At 68.4% G+C, this 17,076-nt stretch carries 16 protein-coding genes; all 16 read right to left on the reverse strand.

Annotated elements, in window-relative coordinates; genetic code table 11:
- Nucleotides 1-12: 12 nt before the first annotated feature.
- From SFY69_11755 to SFY69_11830, 16 genes are read right to left on the reverse strand one after another with little or no spacing between them, the layout of a single operon-like run.
- On the reverse strand, nucleotides 13-945 hold the full coding sequence (locus SFY69_11755; protein ID MDX2132714.1) for a hypothetical protein: 933 nt from the start codon (nucleotides 943-945) through the stop codon (nucleotides 13-15).
- A gap of 23 nt (nucleotides 946-968) precedes the next feature.
- Nucleotides 969-2,312, reverse strand: a complete 1,344-nt coding sequence (locus SFY69_11760; protein ID MDX2132715.1) for a nucleotide sugar dehydrogenase — start codon at nucleotides 2,310-2,312, stop codon at nucleotides 969-971.
- On the reverse strand, nucleotides 2,309-2,788 hold the full coding sequence (locus tag SFY69_11765; protein MDX2132716.1) for a glycosyltransferase: 480 nt from the start codon (nucleotides 2,786-2,788) through the stop codon (nucleotides 2,309-2,311). Before SFY69_11765 ends, SFY69_11760 begins: the two co-directional genes overlap by 4 nt.
- Nucleotides 2,785-3,249, reverse strand: a complete 465-nt coding sequence (locus SFY69_11770) for a UDP-N-acetylglucosamine--LPS N-acetylglucosamine transferase (GenBank protein MDX2132717.1) — start codon at nucleotides 3,247-3,249, stop codon at nucleotides 2,785-2,787. Before SFY69_11770 ends, SFY69_11765 begins: the two co-directional genes overlap by 4 nt.
- Complete coding sequence (locus tag SFY69_11775) at nucleotides 3,246-4,136, reverse strand: glycosyltransferase (GenBank protein MDX2132718.1); 891 nt, start codon at nucleotides 4,134-4,136, stop codon at nucleotides 3,246-3,248. Before SFY69_11775 ends, SFY69_11770 begins: the two co-directional genes overlap by 4 nt.
- Complete coding sequence (locus SFY69_11780; GenBank protein MDX2132719.1) at nucleotides 4,133-4,777, reverse strand: acyltransferase; 645 nt, start codon at nucleotides 4,775-4,777, stop codon at nucleotides 4,133-4,135. Before SFY69_11780 ends, SFY69_11775 begins: the two co-directional genes overlap by 4 nt.
- Entirely contained in the window at nucleotides 4,770-5,717 is a 948-nt protein-coding gene (locus SFY69_11785) for a glycosyltransferase family 2 protein (GenBank protein ID MDX2132720.1), read from the reverse strand. The genes SFY69_11780 and SFY69_11785 overlap by 8 nt, the downstream gene beginning before the upstream one ends.
- A complete protein-coding gene (locus SFY69_11790; GenBank protein ID MDX2132721.1) occupies nucleotides 5,714-7,090 on the reverse strand; it encodes a hypothetical protein in 1,377 nt (458 codons plus the stop codon). Before SFY69_11790 ends, SFY69_11785 begins: the two co-directional genes overlap by 4 nt.
- Nucleotides 7,087-8,355: a Coenzyme F420 hydrogenase/dehydrogenase, beta subunit C-terminal domain gene (locus tag SFY69_11795; GenBank protein ID MDX2132722.1), complete on the reverse strand. Its 1,269-nt coding sequence runs from the start codon at nucleotides 8,353-8,355 to the stop codon at nucleotides 7,087-7,089. The genes SFY69_11790 and SFY69_11795 overlap by 4 nt, the downstream gene beginning before the upstream one ends.
- Nucleotides 8,352-9,461: a glycosyltransferase family 4 protein gene (locus SFY69_11800; GenBank protein ID MDX2132723.1), complete on the reverse strand. Its 1,110-nt coding sequence runs from the start codon at nucleotides 9,459-9,461 to the stop codon at nucleotides 8,352-8,354. Before SFY69_11800 ends, SFY69_11795 begins: the two co-directional genes overlap by 4 nt.
- A complete protein-coding gene (locus tag SFY69_11805; GenBank protein ID MDX2132724.1) occupies nucleotides 9,458-10,927 on the reverse strand; it encodes a lipopolysaccharide biosynthesis protein in 1,470 nt (489 codons plus the stop codon). Before SFY69_11805 ends, SFY69_11800 begins: the two co-directional genes overlap by 4 nt.
- Nucleotides 10,924-11,742: an FkbM family methyltransferase gene (locus tag SFY69_11810; GenBank protein ID MDX2132725.1), complete on the reverse strand. Its 819-nt coding sequence runs from the start codon at nucleotides 11,740-11,742 to the stop codon at nucleotides 10,924-10,926. Before SFY69_11810 ends, SFY69_11805 begins: the two co-directional genes overlap by 4 nt.
- Before the next feature lie 12 nt (nucleotides 11,743-11,754).
- The gene (locus SFY69_11815; protein MDX2132726.1) at nucleotides 11,755-12,720 is read right to left on the reverse strand and encodes a glycosyltransferase family A protein; all 966 of its coding nucleotides are present in this window, start codon (nucleotides 12,718-12,720) and stop codon (nucleotides 11,755-11,757) included.
- Nucleotides 12,717-13,763: a polysaccharide pyruvyl transferase family protein gene (locus SFY69_11820; protein MDX2132727.1), complete on the reverse strand. Its 1,047-nt coding sequence runs from the start codon at nucleotides 13,761-13,763 to the stop codon at nucleotides 12,717-12,719. The genes SFY69_11815 and SFY69_11820 overlap by 4 nt, the downstream gene beginning before the upstream one ends.
- A gap of 11 nt (nucleotides 13,764-13,774) precedes the next feature.
- Nucleotides 13,775-15,049, reverse strand: a complete 1,275-nt coding sequence (locus SFY69_11825; GenBank protein MDX2132728.1) for a polysaccharide pyruvyl transferase family protein — start codon at nucleotides 15,047-15,049, stop codon at nucleotides 13,775-13,777.
- Between the two features lie 9 nt (nucleotides 15,050-15,058).
- Complete coding sequence (locus tag SFY69_11830) at nucleotides 15,059-16,609, reverse strand: hypothetical protein (GenBank protein ID MDX2132729.1); 1,551 nt, start codon at nucleotides 16,607-16,609, stop codon at nucleotides 15,059-15,061.
- Nucleotides 16,610-17,076: the final 467 nt, after the last annotated feature.

Below are 17,076 nucleotides of genomic sequence, written 5' to 3' on the forward strand. Positions count from 1 at the left end.
TCTGCGGCAACTCTATTCCAAGTCCCGGACAAGTCCACGATTCGTAACCACGGCGTCGCTCACCGCCCGTCCGGCGGCGACGACCGCGCCGTCTGTCACGATCGACCGCACCACCACGGCCCCTTCCTCCACCCGGCACCCCGCGCCGATAACACTCCGCACAACATGCGCTCCCTCGTGCACGCGCGCCTCACCTGACACGATCATCCCCGAGCGCACCGACGCCCCCGCGCCCGGGGCGCCATCGTCGCGCCCCAGCACCGCGTCGAGAAACTCGGCGCGCGTCCGGAAACCAACCAACCCCGGGGCGGGCACGGCTGCTATACGAACTCGCAGCCCGGCCAGCTTCAACTTCGTCAGGAACTGCTCCTTGAGGTCCATGTACCCGATCGGCGGCACACGGTCGAGCGTGCCGGCCCGCAGCAGCAGCAGCCCGGCCGGCGTGCGGTCGGGGTTCATGCCCACCGTCGCGTCCGCCCCGGAACGCACGTGCCCGGCGATGGCGGGCTCGAGCGGGCTGCGCGCGATCCGGGCGGCCTCGAGCACCAAGACGGTCGCGTCTGGGGGAAGGTCGGCCGTCGCGTCGCGGAGCACGCCCGCGGGACCCCGGTAGGTGGCGCCGTCTTCGACAACGCGCCAGCCTTCGCGGGCCGCGAGCTGGCGGATGGGCGCCGGGCACCCGGCGCCGGCGCAGATGACGGCGTCGAGGGGCCCATCTCCCAAGGCCCGCCCCACCGCGTCGCTCCAGTGGGCGAGGAGGGTGGTGCCCGCGGGCGTCGCGGGGAGCAAGAGGGGGGTCGCGCCGCACGCCGCGGCGAGCGGGGAGGGCTTGGGCCCGCCCGCCAGCAGGATGACCCGCGCGACCATCGCCGGCGCCGGCGCGGGGCGTGCGTCACCGACATCGGCCTGCGTGATCGGGAGCGAGGTGGGGACGGACTGGTCCATGATGATCGGCGCCGGCCCGGTCGTTAGGCGAGCACCAGGCGGTCGCCCATCTGCGCGCGGAAGGCGCGCATCGCGTCGCGCGTGTCGACGACCAGCGCGGCGTGCGAGGCGAGCAGCCCGTAGTCGACCGCGCTGTGAGCGGTGGAGATGAGCACGACATCGAAGCCCGCGACGCTCTCGGGCGTCAGGGTCACGCTGCGCATGCGCAGGTCGTGCTTGCGGACGGGGTAGGCCTCGGGCACGTGCGGGTCGTGGTACTCGACGTGCGCGCCGCGCTCGCGGAGGAGCTCGATGAGCTCGAACGACGGGCTCTCGCGCGTGTCGTCCACGTTGGCCTTGTACGCCAGCCCGACGACGAGCGCCCGCGCGCCCTTGACCGGCTTGCCCCGCTCGTTCATCGCGTGCATGAGCCGATCGATGACGTAGTGCGGCATGGAGGTGTTGATCTCGCCCGCGAGCTCGATGAAGCGGGTCGGCCGCCCGAACTCGCGGGCCTTCCACGTCAGGTAGAACGGGTCGATGGGGATGCAGTGCCCGCCCAGCCCGGGCCCGGGATAGAACGGCATGAACCCGAAGGGCTTGGTGGAGGCGGCGCGGACGACCTCCCAGATGTCGATGCCCATCGCCGTCAGCACGATCTTCATCTCGTTGACCATCGCGATGTTGACGGCGCGGAAGATGTTCTCAAGCAGCTTGGCGGCCTCGGCGACCTCGGCGCTGCTCACTCGGACGACGGTCTCGACGCCACGCTCGTACAGCATCGCCGCGAGCTCTGTCGAGCGCGGGTCCATGCCCCCGACGAGCTTGGGGGTGGTGCGGGTGGTGTGGGTCTTGCGGCCCGGGTCCTCGCGCTCGGGCGAGAACGCGACGAAGATGTCCTCGCCGACCTTGAAGTGCTTCGCCGGGCCGCTCGCGGCGCGGAGGATCGCGGGGAGGAAGTCGTCGCGCGTCGTGCCGGGGTAGGTGGTGGATTCCAGCACGATGAGCTGCCCGGCCCGGAGGGTCCGGCCGATCGCCTCGCCCGTCTTGACGACGTACGTGAGATCCGGCTCCTGGTGGCGCCCGAGCGGCGTGGGGACGCAGACGATGATGACATCGCATTCGCCAAGCCGCCCCATGTCGGTCGTGGCCGAGAAGCGATCGCTGCGCGAGAGGTCGGTGACCATCTCGTCGCCCAGGTGCTGGAGGTAGTTCCGCCCCTCCTGCAGCGCGAGTATCTTCGCGGGGTCGATGTCGAAGCCGAGGATCCGCACGCCCCCGGCGTGCAGCGTGTGCGCGAGCGGCAGCCCGACATACCCCAGGCCGATGATGCCGACGAGGGCGTCGGTGGACGAAACCCGCTGATATGCGTGTTCAAACTGCGTCATGTGCGGTGGATGAAGGACCGGAGCCGTTCGACCAACTGCGGGGATGCGTGCGGGCCAACCGCCGAACCCGCGGTGAGCACGCGGGCCTCGTCAAGAATCCGGGGCAACGCGTTCTCATCGGAGGCCGCGTAGACCCCGGGGTAGCGCGAGAACCTGGACACCGTCGCCAACTGGTGATCATTGCGGTGCTCGCCGAGCGCTGCCCTTCGCGGCATGATGACGATGGGCTTGGCGGCGGTGAGCGCGTCGATGATGGACCCCATGCCGGCGTGCGCGACGAGCAGCGTCGACTCGACGAAGCGCCGGCGATACTCGGCGGGATCGAGAAACTCGGCGAACTGCATGTGCTTGGGGCGCCACTTTGTGGGGCCGATCTGCGCGAAGACGTCGCGCTGCGCGGTCCGCCCGCACCAGTCGTCGACCGCGCGCGTCATCCGATCAAAGGGGAGTTGGGTGCCGACCACGACGAGGATCACAGCACGGCCCCCGCGAACTCGGGGCCCTCCGGTGCCGCGAGGTGCTCCCACTGCGTCAGCCAGAGGTCCGCGTACGGACGCACCATGCGCCCGGTCATCGAGAGTTCGTCCGCGTTCGCGATGCTGTCGAGCCACACAGTTCTCGCGCCCACCCACCGACCGAACCGAAGTGCGAAATAGCCTGGCGCCGCGCCGGTGGAGACGATGACGTCCGGGCGCACGCGCAGCACGGCAAAGAGCACGCGCGCCGCCATGCGGAGCACGCCGAACTTGTTCCAGCGGCTCGCATCGTTGACGCGGAGCACACGCGCCCCCTCGCCCGCGGCGTTGCCGTCCCCCTTGTCCGTCGTGAGGAAGGTCACGTCGCACCCGTCGAACGCCGGCCGCAGACGCAGGAGCTGCGTCCAGTGCCCGCCGGCGGAGGCGACGGCGAGGACGCGCACGGGTGGGGAGCCGCTCATGTGACTCCCCGCTGAGATGGCCGCGCCCGAGACGACTCGTCGCGGCGCCAGCGCTTGTTCGTGCCCCGCAGACGGGAAAATGCATACAGCACGCGACAGGCGATCTTCACGAAGACAAAGACGATGACGGAGAATGTGGAAATCTGCTTCGCCCGCCACAACCGCATCGCGAGAGCAAGCTGACGCCCCGGCGCGGTGCCGCTCGCGCCGAGGAGTTCTCGCATCTCCTGGTCCGCTGCTCTCCGACGCACCTCTATCCGTAGCAGATCGCGCAGGCTTGCGGGAGGTGTGACTACGAAGCACGCGTCGCGCCCTTCGGGGGTGCTGGAGACCGTTCGACGACGTTCGACGGGGAACGAGGTCCGCACTAGCGCATCATCACCGATGATGTTCGGGAACGGGCCGAGTGCTCGGAGCGCGGTGCGAGACAGGCCGTACACCCCCGAACCGACGAGCCCCTCGGTGACGTAGGGCAGCCGAGTCCAGACGGCGTAGTAGGCGCTGACCGCGCGGGAGGTCGTGCTGCAATCAACCCGCAGCGCCGGCGCGGCGACGGACGCCTCATCAGAGCGGAGCGGAGCGGCGGCGGCACGAAGACTGTGCAGGTCAACGAGGACGTCCGCGTCGACTACAAAGACGACATCCCCGCTCGCACGAGCAATGCCGGCGTTCAAGGCCGCGGGCTTGGAGCCCTTCGACAACTCAACTACCTGCACGCCCGCACCGAACTTCCGCGCCACCTGCGCCGTGGAGTCGGAACATCCATTTGGCACCACAATCACCTCGATGTCCCCGGGCTGGGCGCCACGCGTGAGCCGCTCAAGGCAGCCCGAAATGACGGCCTCCTCGTTGTGAGCCGGCACAATGACGGAGATCGGACCGCTCATCGCGCCTCGCCCACGGAACCGCTCGCGGCGACGATCCGGCGCTGGCCGACGACTCGCGCTGGAGCACCGACAACGATCGCGCCCGGCTCGACGCTCTTGGTAACGACCGCGCCCGCGCCGACGATGGCACCGTCGCCGATTGTGACCCCCGGCAACACAATGACGCGGGTGGCCAGCCACACATCCCGACCGATGATCACATCTGCCTCGTCCATCCGCTGATCGGTGACGGGGCTGCCGTCGTTAAAGCGATACCCCGCGGCGGTGATCATTACTTCCGGTCCGAACAGCGCGTTCTCGCCGATGACAACTCGGGCCCGCGAGGGGCCGGCCCAGATGCAGCAGCGGCTTCCGATGCGCGCGCCCCGCGCGATCTCGATCCGCTCGCCGTGCGAGAACATCGCGTCCGGGCTGACGGCGGCGGATGGATGAATGGCCGCCGCGCGCCGAGGGATGACGTGCGTGTGATTGTAGAAGTTGATCATCCGGAAGAGGTGTGCGTACGCCCGTGGATCGATCGCCGACAGCACGAGCCGCAGTGCCCGCGCGGGCTTGGACAACGACCGCTTGCGTGCGCCGATCGTGGGAAGCGAAGCGCCGGACAGCCCTCGGGATGCATCAACGGGTGATTGGTCAGCCATGCGGATAGCCTGCGAGCCAGTCGCGCCGGCGCCCCCAGATCTCCCGCCACACGGCGGCCCGTCGATCAAAGCCAGGCACGCCCAGAACGCCCAGAAGACCCGTGATCGTCCGTCGACCAAACGCCCAGAGCCACAGCATCAGCAGGCCCCACCAGCGGGCGGGCACCGACCAATGCCTGCGCACGAGCGTCGACTTGGCCTTGGCCACGAGCATCATCTTGTCGGCCCGATTGCCGAAGCTGGCGCCGACGAGGTGCATGATGGTGGCTTGCGGCTGGATCACCGCTCGCAGGCCCAGTCGACGGGCGCGAAGACACAGGTCGGCCTCTTCGCCGTACATCCAGAAAGACGCATCAAAGCCGCCGAGCGCGTTCCAGTGCTCGCGGCGGATCAGCAGGAAGCAGCCGACGACGATGTCGACTTCTCGCACCGAGTCACGCTTCCACGCACCCATTCCTTCGGGGTTGAAGATCTCAGACGTGTGCAAGGCAGCGGCGAGCCCGCTGGCACGGCAGAACAAACTCCAAGGGGTGATCCGCCCCCAGCACGAGGCAATGTTCAGCGAGCCGTCCGGGAACACCGTTCGCCCGCCGAAGATTGCGTACCGCGGCGTTGACTTCGCGAACTCGAGCAGCCGATCGATGGCCCGGTCGTAGATCAGCGTGTCGGGGTTGAGCAGGAGCACCCACTCTTCGCCGAGCGTGGCCACCACCAGATTGTTGGCCTTGGCAAATCCGTGATTGACATCCGACCGCGTCAGGTCAACCCGGCGTCCGAACTCGGCTGCGATGGCATCCGCGGAGCCGTCCGACGATGCGTTGTCGTACACCACTACGCGGAAGCTGCCCGGCGCCGTCTGCTCGAAGATGGACCGGAGGCATGCGAGCGTGAGCTCGCGTGTGTTGAAGCTGATGATCACGATGGCGAGTTCGTGATTCACGCGGAGATCGCGAGCTGCGTGAAGCCGCGCGGGGGCGCCGGCTCGGCGGCGCGCACGCGGGGCGTAGACTGCTCGAATGTGCTCGCCACGGCGGCAAGGGTAAAGAACCACACGAGCGGCGCCTGCCCGAAGTACGACACGCCCAGAAAGTTAATGCAGTGCACAAAGAGGCTGACGCCGAGCGCCCACACGAAGAACGTGGGCAGGCGTTGCCCTTCTGTCGACATCCGGACTCTGCCGACCATCGCGAACGCGACGGCAATGATGGCGATGAAGAGCATGAGCGACAACGCCCCTCCTCGCACGCCCTCGAGAATGTAGTGGTTGGTGATGTCCTGAGCTCCCCAGAACCAGTGAGCGGTGGAGGACGTGCCGATGAGTGCCCACTCGTCGAAACGGTGGATGGCGCTGTCGATCAGGCGAAAGCGAAAGTAACTCGTGCTGCCCTGGGCGAGGCTGACGCGGGAGATGAGGTGCCATACCGGCGCCTCCATGACAAAATGAAGTAGCACGAGCAATGCGCCGGCTGCCAGGCGCACCGCGAACATGCGCCGTCGGAGCACGTAGAACGCCGCTCCGATGCCGGCGGCGAGCACGCCAGCCACAGGTGTACTGGAGGCGCAGAAGAACACAATCGCCAGCACGCACGCGATGCCGACAAGGCCCGCGAGCCGCAGCCACCCGTGCGCAAACCAGAGCACGCCCATGAGCGGAAGCACACTTGCCCAGAAGCAGCCGGCGATGATCGGATGAGAGAACGCGCCCTGGCAGCGGAGGCGGCCTTCTCGGATTGCGGTAACGGCAGGCACTCCTCCGAACACCGAGAACATGTTGCGCCCAGTGGACTTTTCGAGCGCGAAGAACGCGCACACCGGGGCGGCAGCGAGGACGAACCCGACGATCGCGCGGACGATGTCCGCGCGCGTGCGAAGGAGCACTCGCATCAGGAAGTAGAGCCCGACGGTGTCAAAGGTCATCCCGAGTTGGAAGATGAGCGCCTGAGGCGTCATGTGCTGGAGCGTGTACATCGCCGTACGGACCACGCTGAACCCGAGGACGAGCGCGTCGAGGCGGTTCCAGGAGACATCCGACGCCTCTCGGCGCATCGCCACCCGCACAAAGCCGACGGCGACCAGGATGCGAAGGATGTTGAAGTCCAGCCCGCCAACTACGATCCGCTGCGCCGTCGCGACGAAGCACGCGAGGAAGATCAGCGGCAAGATCGCCCAGCGGCGTGGGAGCAGAAGCATGAAGAGCGCGGCGGCGCCCGTCATTCCTGCGCCGAGCGGATTCATGGTGTTCTGGTTCGACCACTTGGTCCCGAACGCGTCAAGCACCCGAACATCCTGCGCGAGGGTGAGGAGATCGATCATCGCGTCTCGCCCAGGGCCACCCGGCTCCGCAGGCCCCGTCGGAGCGTCCGCCGCAGCGTGCCGACGGTCGACTGCGCCTTGGCCTTGGCCGTCAGCTCACTCCACCAGAAGCGCGCGGTGGGGAACCCGTGATACCTCGGCCGCGGCAGACGCGCCACGCGCAGCGCCAGCATCTGCCCCCACAGGCGTCCGCGCGTTCGCAGCAGGTTGGGCTGGCTGCGCGGCAGCAGTTCGGCGTCCTCTCGCTCGAGCACCAGGTACCCCGCCGCCGCGGCGTCTTCGATCGCACGCTGACCCCGCGCCGTCCGCGCGATGATCAACGACCGCCCGGCCTCGCCCTCCTTGGGCGCCTGGTGCCACGGATCACCGACCGAAACATCGGCGAACTCGCCCGTGTGGTCGGGACAGATGTAACACCGCCACTGGCGATACCGCTGCAGGAAGTCCCACGACTCGTCGTAGGTGAGGCTCGCCTCGCGCGCGTCGCCCGCCGGGCCGTTCCACCGTGCCGTCCAACGACCCGGCCACCCGTTGCCGCGATAGCGCAGCGACGTGACGGTCGATGGATCCTCGACGCCGACCTTCTTCAGCAGGTCGAGCGTGCCGCGCGTCGACGGCGTGCCGGCACAGAAGAACGCGATCGTCAGCCCGAGGCGTTCGTCGAGCCCCGGCACCAGCTTCCGCGCCTTCTCCGCCCCGGCGACGTCGCACGGCTTGCCGATGAACACGCACGCGCCCGGCGCCCCCGCGATCAGCCCGAGCCCGTCGCACGGGCTCGCCGGCGCGTAGCGCGAGCCCGTGCGCGCGAGCAACTCCTCGCGCGAGCGGCTCATGACGGTCTCGTTGAGGTACGGCACATCGGCGCGCGCTGCGGCGTGGAGCACGCCGTGCATGCCTCCGCGCTCGATCGCCCAGAGCGCGAGCGCCGACGCCGCCCCGCCGCTGGAGCCCGCGTGCCGGATGGCCGCGTCGCCCGCGTGCCCCTCCCACACGCGCCGCACGGGCCCCCAGGCGTCGCGCAGCGCGCGGACGAGCGCGGGGTCGCGCTCGTCGAAGGTGTGACGCAGTTCGATGCCCGGGCACGCGGCGAGCGCCCGGCGCGAGCCGCCGTCGGTGCCGTCGCCCGTCAGCACGGGGCGCCGTCCGTGCCCGATGGCGTCGGTCATGCGGATCGTGCCCGGGCTGACCGACGCGCACACGCCGCAGCCGGAGCAGAGCTGGTACTCGGCAACATCGCGGACGGAGTTGATGACGGGGAGCATCATGCCTGGCCGGTGGAAGTGCCCATGGCGGGTTCACCGCGAAGGGAGACCGCGTGATGCGTGGTGCCGCGGAGCACGTCGCGGAGGGCGGCTTCGAATCGGTCGGTGGCGGCGTCCCATGAGAACGCGCGGACCGTCTCTCCGCCCGCGGCCCGCAGGCGAAGTCGCAGGGGCTCGTCGTTCAGCACGCGCCGGACCTGTTCGATGCACGCACCGATGTCGCCCACAGGGAAGAACAGCCCGTTCTGGTCCGGACGGATCACCTCGCGGCTGCCCGCCTGGTCCGTCGAGACGACCACGGCGCCGCAGGCCATCGCCTCCAGCACCGGGCCGGGCAGTCCCTCGTCGCGGCTCATCAACAGCCATACCTTCGCGCGGTTGTACAACCGGCGCGCTTCATCGACGGGCGGCAGCCGTCGGAACTCATCGCACGCGAGCGCCGGGGGGCGTTCCGCGGCGGAAAAGATGTACCGGCGCACGCCCGGCAGGTCGCGCGCGATGCGGTCCATGACGCGAACGATGTCGTCCGGGCACTTGGCAGGGTTGGAGCTGAAGATCGTGCCGACGCCATCGCGCACGACGTCGGAGGTCTCGAAGTAGGCGTCGGTGTCGATGCCGTTCGGCACGATCCACACATGAGGCACGCCGAACTCGCGCATGAGGATGTCGGCGGAGGTGCGGGCAACGGAGAAGGTGGGCATCTCGCCGAGCCAGGCGCGGTTCATGCGGGCGGGGTCATGACGCTGCAGACCGTGGTTGAACCGCACGCGGACAACGTCGTGCGTCAGATCTCGAACTGCGGGAACGACATAGGAACCCACCGCCACAACGACCTCTCCCGGCTCGAACGCGAGCGCGTTGAGGTCGCGGAACGGCGCTACGGGGCCGGCAAAGTTCTCGACCCAATCGTCCTTCGCGCGAGGTCCGGCCTGGAGCCGCCGGACAATCTGGCGGCCCCACGCGCGGATGCCGCCAGAACGTCCGACCGCAAGACGTACTCGGTGCCCACGGCGGAGGAGGTGATTGCCGAGGTCCACCGTCACGCGCACACCCCCGGACCGATTCCGCCCGGGCAGCACGAACGTCATCGGCGGGAGTTGCGAGCTCACGCGCCGCTGCTCCCCGCCGGCCGGGCCAGCCGATACTCGCGCCACAAGCCCCCCAGCGACTCGCCGCCCGCCAGGCGACGGAAGCACTCATGGAACACGGGGTACAGCAGCACACCAGAAACCACTCCCGCGGCGCCGCCGGCAATCCATGAGTGGGGCTGCCCGGTGATCCAGTGAACCGCGGCGCACATCGCAAGCCCGGCGGCGAGCGGCGCCAGAATCGGCTGAAGCAACTCCGAGACCGGCGGGCCCTCCAACCGGCGCGACACAGCGCGGACGAGCGTCACGGTGTACACCAGCCGGCGCACCCCCACCGCCGCGGCGACCCCCACGAGGCCAAAGGGCGTTGCGAGCGCGACGACCGCGAGCGACACGATCAACCCGAATGTCTGGATGCGAAGCAGGAAGTTCAGATCCTGCCGCGCGGTTGCGACGGCGCCGACGATCGGATCGACCCACATGAGGCACGCCCCGATCGCAAGGATCTGCATGAGGGGCGTCACGTGGTCCCACCCGGGGCCCGCGACAACACGAATCACCACCTCGCCCAGCGCGGCGGCGCCGCAGTACACGGGAACGAGCGCGAGGGCCCCCAGGCCGAGCGAGCGCCGCGCCTGACGCCACAGTTCCGGCACATCGGACTGTGCGCGGGCGAAGCGTGGGAATGCGACGGTGCCGACCACGCTGGTGAACATCGCCGACAGAATCTCCACCACCTTGCGGGCGACGGCGTACACACCCACGTCTCGCAGCGGCATGCCGAGGCTCACGACGAAGACGTCGGCGTTGTCGCGGGCATAGGCGAGTGCCTTGGTCAGACAGATCTTCCAGCCCGTGACGTACAGCTGCAGCAGCACCGACCACGCGACCCGCCCGGACGGACGCCACCCGCTGGTGGCCCAGAGCATCACCGTGCCGACGAATGACGTCACGATGTACTGCAGAATGATCGACCACGGGCCGGCGCTCATGAACGCCGCGCAGATGCCCGTGGCGACGCCGCACGTCGTCGCGACGATGCTCCGGACGGCTAGGGCCTTGAATCGGAGCTCGCGGGTGAGAATCGCAGCATGAAGGCGACCGAACGACGAGACAAGAAAGGAGATGGCCCCGCCGACGGAGAGGTCGGCGATCTCCTGGCTCCACCACCGCCCGCCACCCAGGTGAGCCCCGATCTGGGCGCCTACTGCCACAACGAACGCGAGCACAAAGGCAAGCAGAACGTTGCTCCAGAACCCGGCGGTGAGCTCCTCGCGGGAAACCTCCTTGCGGATGATGATCGCGAAGCCGAGGCCCTGGCTGGCGATCATGTCGGCAAGTCCCACCGCGAGCATGGTGACCGCGACAACGCCAAACACCTCGGGATCGAGCAGGCGCGCCAGCACGCCGAAGCCGACAGCGCCGGCGAGCTTCGCGTACCACTTCTCGATCGTGACCCATCCGACCTGGGCGACGGCCTTCCTCACGCGGCGCCGGCTCCCGGGATCTCGCCCTTCGCCGAAGCCACCCCGCGTCGAGCCAACTGCATGCCCCATCGGACCATCCGGCTCGGGCCAAGAGCGAGCATTCGCTCGGACGTGCTCACCGATGGTGCCCGTGTGTTGACGAACAGCCAGTTCAGATGGTCTTTCCAGATGGAATGACGGCTGCGCGCGCTGATGCCGTCAAATCGCCCGCCGACGAAGCCCAACGACCGCAGATGCGAGACGACATCCCGCACATCCTGTTCACTCCCCACGCCCGCGAGGTTGTGGAACTCGACCGTCACCTGATCGCAGCGGGCGAGGATCTCGGGAGGTGTGTGCCGCAGCAGCCCGAGCTCGGCGCCTTCGATGTCAACCTTGAGCAGGTCGACATGGGGGAGCGCGAAGTGCTCGAGAATCTGCGCGAGTGTCATGCCGCGGACCGTGACACATCCGGGCCGGGATGGGCCGGAAAGGGCTGATCCGGAACTTGCCGGGCCGGCACCGGCGACGACGCGGGACGCTTCCGGATTGTCATCGATCTGGAAGGTGACATCGCCCGGGACGGAGACGGCGGCCGCGTGGAGCACATGATCGCCGAAATCGGCCCGAAGAGCGTCGGCAAGGGCTGGATTGGCCTCGACCATGCGCGTCGGACAACCGAATCGCGACCGAATGGCGCGCGAGAATCCTCCGACGTTCGCCCCGAGGTCGAGGACGGTCGACCGCGCGGTGAGTACCGGAATGAAGGTGTGCCCGTGCAGCTTGACGACTCGAAGAAGCCGTTCGGAGAGCGATTGCCTGATGCTGCGTGTCACCGTGTTCGCTCCTCAGCCGCGCGCCTGTGCCATGCGCGCGAGTTGCCGCTTGCGACGGCGCTTCAACCACGGATTCCCGAGTAGCCGGGCGGCACCGATGCGCGCGCGATTTCGCAGCGATCGATCGAGTGCGAGGGACCGCTCGAACGCGGCGCCGGCGCTCCGGCTGTCGCCATTCAGAAGATGCGCGCAGCCCAGCTCGAACGTGTAGTCTTTGAGACGTCGCTGGCACACCGCGTAGTGGGGGTGCCCAACCCCGAGCCTCGACACGAGCCGCTCGTAGATGACGATGAGGGCGCCGTAGCTCCGCAGCGGCTTCTGCGACCATTCTGCCGATAGGTTCGCACCCCCATCCTCACGTCGGATCACTCGCACCAGGCGCCGTCCATCGATGACCCACCGATGCTGAAGCGCCAGTCGTGTGCCGATATCAAAGTCTTCATAGAACAGGTCCGGCGTAAAGCCCCCCACTTCGGCCAGCACATCGCGGCGCACCACCATGGACTGTGCGAAGAAGCACGAGGCGAGCGCCCAGCCGAATGGGTCGGAGGTTTCCTCGCCTCCCGGTGCGGCCGAGCGTCCACGCACTTCGAACATCCCCTGCGTTCGCCCGGAGGGGCTGACAAGTGTCGCGTCCGTGGCGATCACCTGGGCGTGCGGAAATCTCGCGATGACCTCGCGAGTGCTCGCGATCTTCTCGGGCTCGTACGCATCGTCATCATCGAGAAATGCGACCCAACTTCCGGTCGCCGCCTCGATGCCGGTGTTCCGAGCACGGCTCAGCCCACCGTTCTCCCGGCGGACGTATCGCACCGGCGCCGGGAACGCGCCGACCACTTCCGCGGTGTTGTCTTTGCCGCCATCGTCGACGACGACAATCTCGTCCGGAACCGACGTCTGCTTCAGCGCGCTGCGGATCGCATCGCTCACCAGGGCCGCGCGGTTGTACGTCGGTATAACAACGGAGATGGTCGTCATGACGGCTGCATCACCTCGGCCAGCGACCGCGCAAGCCACTCGCGCGACGCGGCAATCTTCGGCCCCAGCGACTCCTCCGCCGCTCGCCCGGCACGCTGGGCCTCAACCGCGTACAGAGCCTCCGCCGGCGTCGCAGGGACGAGCGCCCCGGTGACGCCGGCATCTCGCAGCAGCGCGGTTACCTTCGGCACTCGGTTCTTGGTCGGGAAGCACAGCACAGGAACCCCGAACTTCAGCGGCACGACTGCCCCGTGGAAGTACGTCGTGACAACGCACGACGCGTTGCGAAGAGCGGCCATCCACTGCCACGGGTCGGGTGCCGGCACACGGGTACCCCCGTTGAGTCGATACTGGAGCGTCACGAGGCGGAGCTTGAGCGACGCCGCCACTTCTCGCGCGAGCGATGCCGCCCGGGTATCAAGGTTGCCGAACACGGCGAGGTATGGTTCGCGCACAGGGCGCCAGGCCAGGTGGCTGTCGCGCACCTCTGCAAAGTCGTGCAGCAGCACCGGGTCTACCACGCGCGCGAGCGGCCGATCGGTCACGGTGCGGACGACCGCCTCCGTGAACTCGTCTCGAACCGAGATCGCCGCATAGCCGGAAAGCACCTGTCGTATCCGAGGCCCGTCCGACCCGAAGTTGCTCGTCGCGCCAGCGCTGGGAGCGTAGCTGATGCGCGGCGTGCCCACGCCGGGCAGGTCGAGGAAATACACCGGGTCGTACCCCTGCACCGGCCCGGTGAACCATACCTGATCGCTGCCCGTCACCAGCACGTCGTACTGCTCGGCAACCCTGGCCACGTCATCCACCGAGCGAAGGCGCGACCCGCTCGTACGGACGTGATCGCGCACGAATGCTCGCGCGCGCCGACTTCGGAGCCACTTCGTCGGGCGAGGCGGAAAGACACCGACGCGGTATACCCCGTCCAGGTGCTGGTTCGTGTAGTTGATCGCCACGGCATCGTGCCCGAGCGCCTCAAGTGCCCGCTGCAGCGCGTACGCCTGGAGCATGGCCCCGTAGTTCGGCACGTCAAAGATGGTCACGACGCCGATCTTCATCGCAGCACGCCCGACCCGTTGGGCATGTTCGCGCGGATCGTCGCGACGATCGCGTCCATCTGCTCATTTGCCATCGCGATCACCGGCGGCAGCCCCGCCGCCAGCGACGCGCGGGCCGCCTCGCGCTGCGAGAACGACCAGAGCACTCGCTCCACGAGCGTGTCGGTGTCGAGCGTGCGCGGGTCGTGCACGTGCGCACCCTGCCCGCATGTCTCGAATACCCCGAGCGTCTTGTCGCTGTACGAGATGGCGGCGGTGGGAACGCCCGACGAAAGCCCGGCGATCGTCGAGTGCATGCGGGTGCCGATGAACCAGTCGCACGCCGCGATGAGCCCTTTGGCCTCGCACGGGTCGGTCGGATCGTCGCAAACCCGCACCCGCTCCCGAACGTTTGCATCGAGCGCATCCCGCAGCGACTCGCACGCGTCTCGATCCGATTCGTAATGTCCCCGAGGTGCGAGCACGTGCGGCACGAGCACGACCTCCACCTCCTGCGCAATCGCTCGCACAATGCGCGTCAACGCCTCACGATAATCAGACCTGAAGCGGTACTGCTCTCGCGCGCTGACAGGATCGTTCCAGATCAGGCCGCTGACATTCACGCCGACGGCCCTCGAGGGCAACTTGCTGCGCAGGCGCGCGGCGTCCGTTCGAGGAAGCAGGAATGCGACGTCGACGCCCAGTCGGTGGCGATCGGGGTCGAACGAACTCCCGAGAAGTTCCTTGAGAATCCCGTAGCTTCGACCGTCGCGCGCCCACGCCTGGGAGGCGTATCGCACGAGCGCCCCGGCGGCACCGCGGTTGCGCGCATCGGCGAAAGGCCCGTACGTCTGCGGGAGCAGGATCAGCGGCGTGCGGACCTTCAGCGCCAAGCGTTTCGGATCGCACACCATGGTGAATCGGCGCGGCCCGTACAGATCGGTAAAGCTGTCACCTCCGGACAGGTCGAGAAGCGCGCTCGCGCCGCGCATCGCCCGCAGCGCGGGTCCTAAAGAAAGGCCCAGTGAGGCCATCGCGTGCGCAAAACCGTACGAGTCCCGCTGGTAGAGCCGGCGTGTCGTCCGAATGCCCAGCCGTTCGTATCGTGCCGCCACGACTCCTGCTGGCGACTCCGCGGCGCGACGCCCGCGTCCAAAGTCCAGAACGATCGGCGGCTCGAGCCCGCGAGACGCCAAGGCATGCAGCGTGGAGAGCGCCAGGGCATCCACGCCAAGGTTGCCCGTGCCTGGGGCCGCGCCTGCCAGCAGGGTTCTCGTGTGCCCGTTTCTCACGAGAAGGGGCTAGTTCCCTGCGGCGCTCTCGCCGACCGCGCCGATGGGCGCCGCCCCGTCGTGCGGGTGCCCCGCCACGTCGGCCGGCACGATCCGCTCCGACGGCTGCACGCGCCCCGTCAGCGTGCGCCCCGGCCACGGCGCGTAGTCGCGTGCACTCGGGTTCGCAAACAGCACGTCCGGGGACGATCCTTCCGTTCCCCGCGGCCCGAGGGCCGGACCGGTGAACAGATGGCAGTTGTCGAACACCGAATCCCGCGCCGGATACCGCGCGCTCGTGGGGTACTGGATGCCCGTGAACACGCAGTTGCGAACCGCGAGATTCGTCACTTCCAGGGGCGCTTGCGTCCCTGGATCGGTGTCGCGGAAGAGGTAGCCGCGCCCCAGCATCGTCACGTGGTAGAACAGCACGTGGTTGGAGGAACGCAGCCACTGCCCCATCGAGCTCGACGAGTCGGACTGCACGATCAGGGCATTCACGAACGCCGCATTGTCGTGCCTGATCTCGCTCCGCGTAAAGAACGTCTGCGCATTGCAGTTCATCGCGGTAAGGCCGTAGACGATCGTGTTGTCGAACCCGCCGACATACTGCACGATGTCCGGGTGATAGCTGGGTGAGCCGCTCGTCAGGTCTACGACTTCGCAGTTGATGATGAAGGGGGCGTTCTTGAACGCGTCCTCGCCGATGTCCCGGAGACTCACTCCGCGCACGAGGCTCGTGCCTTCGACGCCGTTGCGAACGTTTGAGATCTGGGAGTCCGTAAGGTAGACGCCTAGTTCCCACTCCGTATCATTCCACACGCCGACGCTCGCCGTGGGCCCCGCGCCGACCATTACGCATTCATCGATCCACAGGCTGCCGGGAGGTGTGTTCGTCGACGATGTGTCCCGAACAGACTGATTGAGGGACACTCCCCGGATGACAACGTGCGCGATGCGCGGTTCCAGACCCGCGCCCAGGTCAAGGAAGCGGATCTCGTCGGGCGCCACGCCTTCGGCGGCTTCGAACGTGATGCTGGCGAGCGAGTTCGTCGGTCCGCGCGAACTGAAGCCGGTCCAATCGTAGTCGCCGGGAAGGAGCCGAACGGTCGCGCCGTCGAGCGAGCCGTACGCGCTGTTGATCGATGCGACCGCCACGTGAAGCGTGCGCATTGCCGTTCCGATGGTCTGGCCGTTCCAGTCATCATTCCCGTTCACCGGGTCAACGAATCGCACTCGCTGTGCCATGTCGGCGTGCGGGTCAGCGTACAAGAACACAGGATCCAGGACGCGCGGCTCTCCCGCGCCGCTGGGCCAGGCGATCGCCCGGACCTCGACCGGCCCGGCCGCGAAGTCGCTCGCGCGAAGCACGCCTGTGTACTCCCACGTATTGGTCCGAGGGTTCAACTGCATCTCGGTCACGCTCGTCCAAGCACCGCCGTTCACCGAGAAGTCGACACGGTCGATGCCGTTGATGTGGAACGCGACCACGCCCACGTGGAACTCATCCGCGAAGACCTGGTATGGAACCACATCCCATCGAGCGATTGCTTTCGCGTCGTAGCCCGCGTCCTCGGGCATTCCTACCGCGGGTGGCTGCGCGGTCGCGCCCGGGAATCCCCCTCCGGGTAGGAGAACAACGAACTCGTCCCCGCTCGGAGGCGGCGGGGGCGGGGGCGGAGGAGGCGGCGGGGGCGGGGGCGGAGGAGGGGGAGGAGGCGGGGGTGGTGGCGGGGGAGGCGGGGGAGGCGGAGGAGGCGGCGGAGTCGGGGGCTCGCTCGGACCACCGCCATTCGGCAAGGGCGCCGGCGGCGGCGGAGGCGGCGGAGGGGGCGGGGGAGGCGGCGGAGTCGGGGGCTCGCTCGGACCACCGCCATTCGGCAAGGGCGCCGGTGGGGGAGGCGGCGGAGGCGGGGCCGGGGGCTCGCTCGGACCACCGCCATTCGGCAAGGGCGCCGGCGGGGGAGGCGGCGGAGGCGGAGGCGGAGGAGGCGGGGGCGGAGGAGGCGGGGGCGGAGGGACGGGCGTGTTGGTATGGGTCACGACGT

This window comes from Planctomycetota bacterium, assembly GCA_033763975.1.
In the GTDB taxonomy this organism is placed as follows: Bacteria; Planctomycetota; Phycisphaerae; order Phycisphaerales; family UBA1924; genus RI-211.

Excerpts from the sequence above, each read along its gene's own strand:
- SFY69_11770 (MDX2132717.1), bottom strand. The coding sequence starts at position 3,249 with ATGAGCGGCTCCCCACCCGTGCGCGTCCTCGCCGTCGCCTCCGCCGGC.
- SFY69_11795 (MDX2132722.1), bottom strand. The coding sequence starts at position 8,355 with ATGATGCTCCCCGTCATCAACTCCGTCCGCGATGTTGCCGAGTACCAG.
- SFY69_11760 (MDX2132715.1), bottom strand. The coding sequence starts at position 2,312 with ATGACGCAGTTTGAACACGCATATCAGCGGGTTTCGTCCACCGACGCC.
- SFY69_11775 (MDX2132718.1), bottom strand. The coding sequence starts at position 4,136 with ATGAGCGGTCCGATCTCCGTCATTGTGCCGGCTCACAACGAGGAGGCC.
- SFY69_11790 (MDX2132721.1), bottom strand. The coding sequence starts at position 7,090 with ATGATCGATCTCCTCACCCTCGCGCAGGATGTTCGGGTGCTTGACGCG.
- SFY69_11830 (MDX2132729.1), bottom strand. The coding sequence starts at position 16,609 with ATGCCCGAGGACGCGGGCTACGACGCGAAAGCAATCGCTCGATGGGAT.
- SFY69_11780 (MDX2132719.1), bottom strand. The coding sequence starts at position 4,777 with ATGGCTGACCAATCACCCGTTGATGCATCCCGAGGGCTGTCCGGCGCT.
- SFY69_11815 (MDX2132726.1), bottom strand. The coding sequence starts at position 12,720 with ATGACGACCATCTCCGTTGTTATACCGACGTACAACCGCGCGGCCCTG.
- SFY69_11755 (MDX2132714.1), bottom strand. The coding sequence starts at position 945 with ATGGACCAGTCCGTCCCCACCTCGCTCCCGATCACGCAGGCCGATGTC.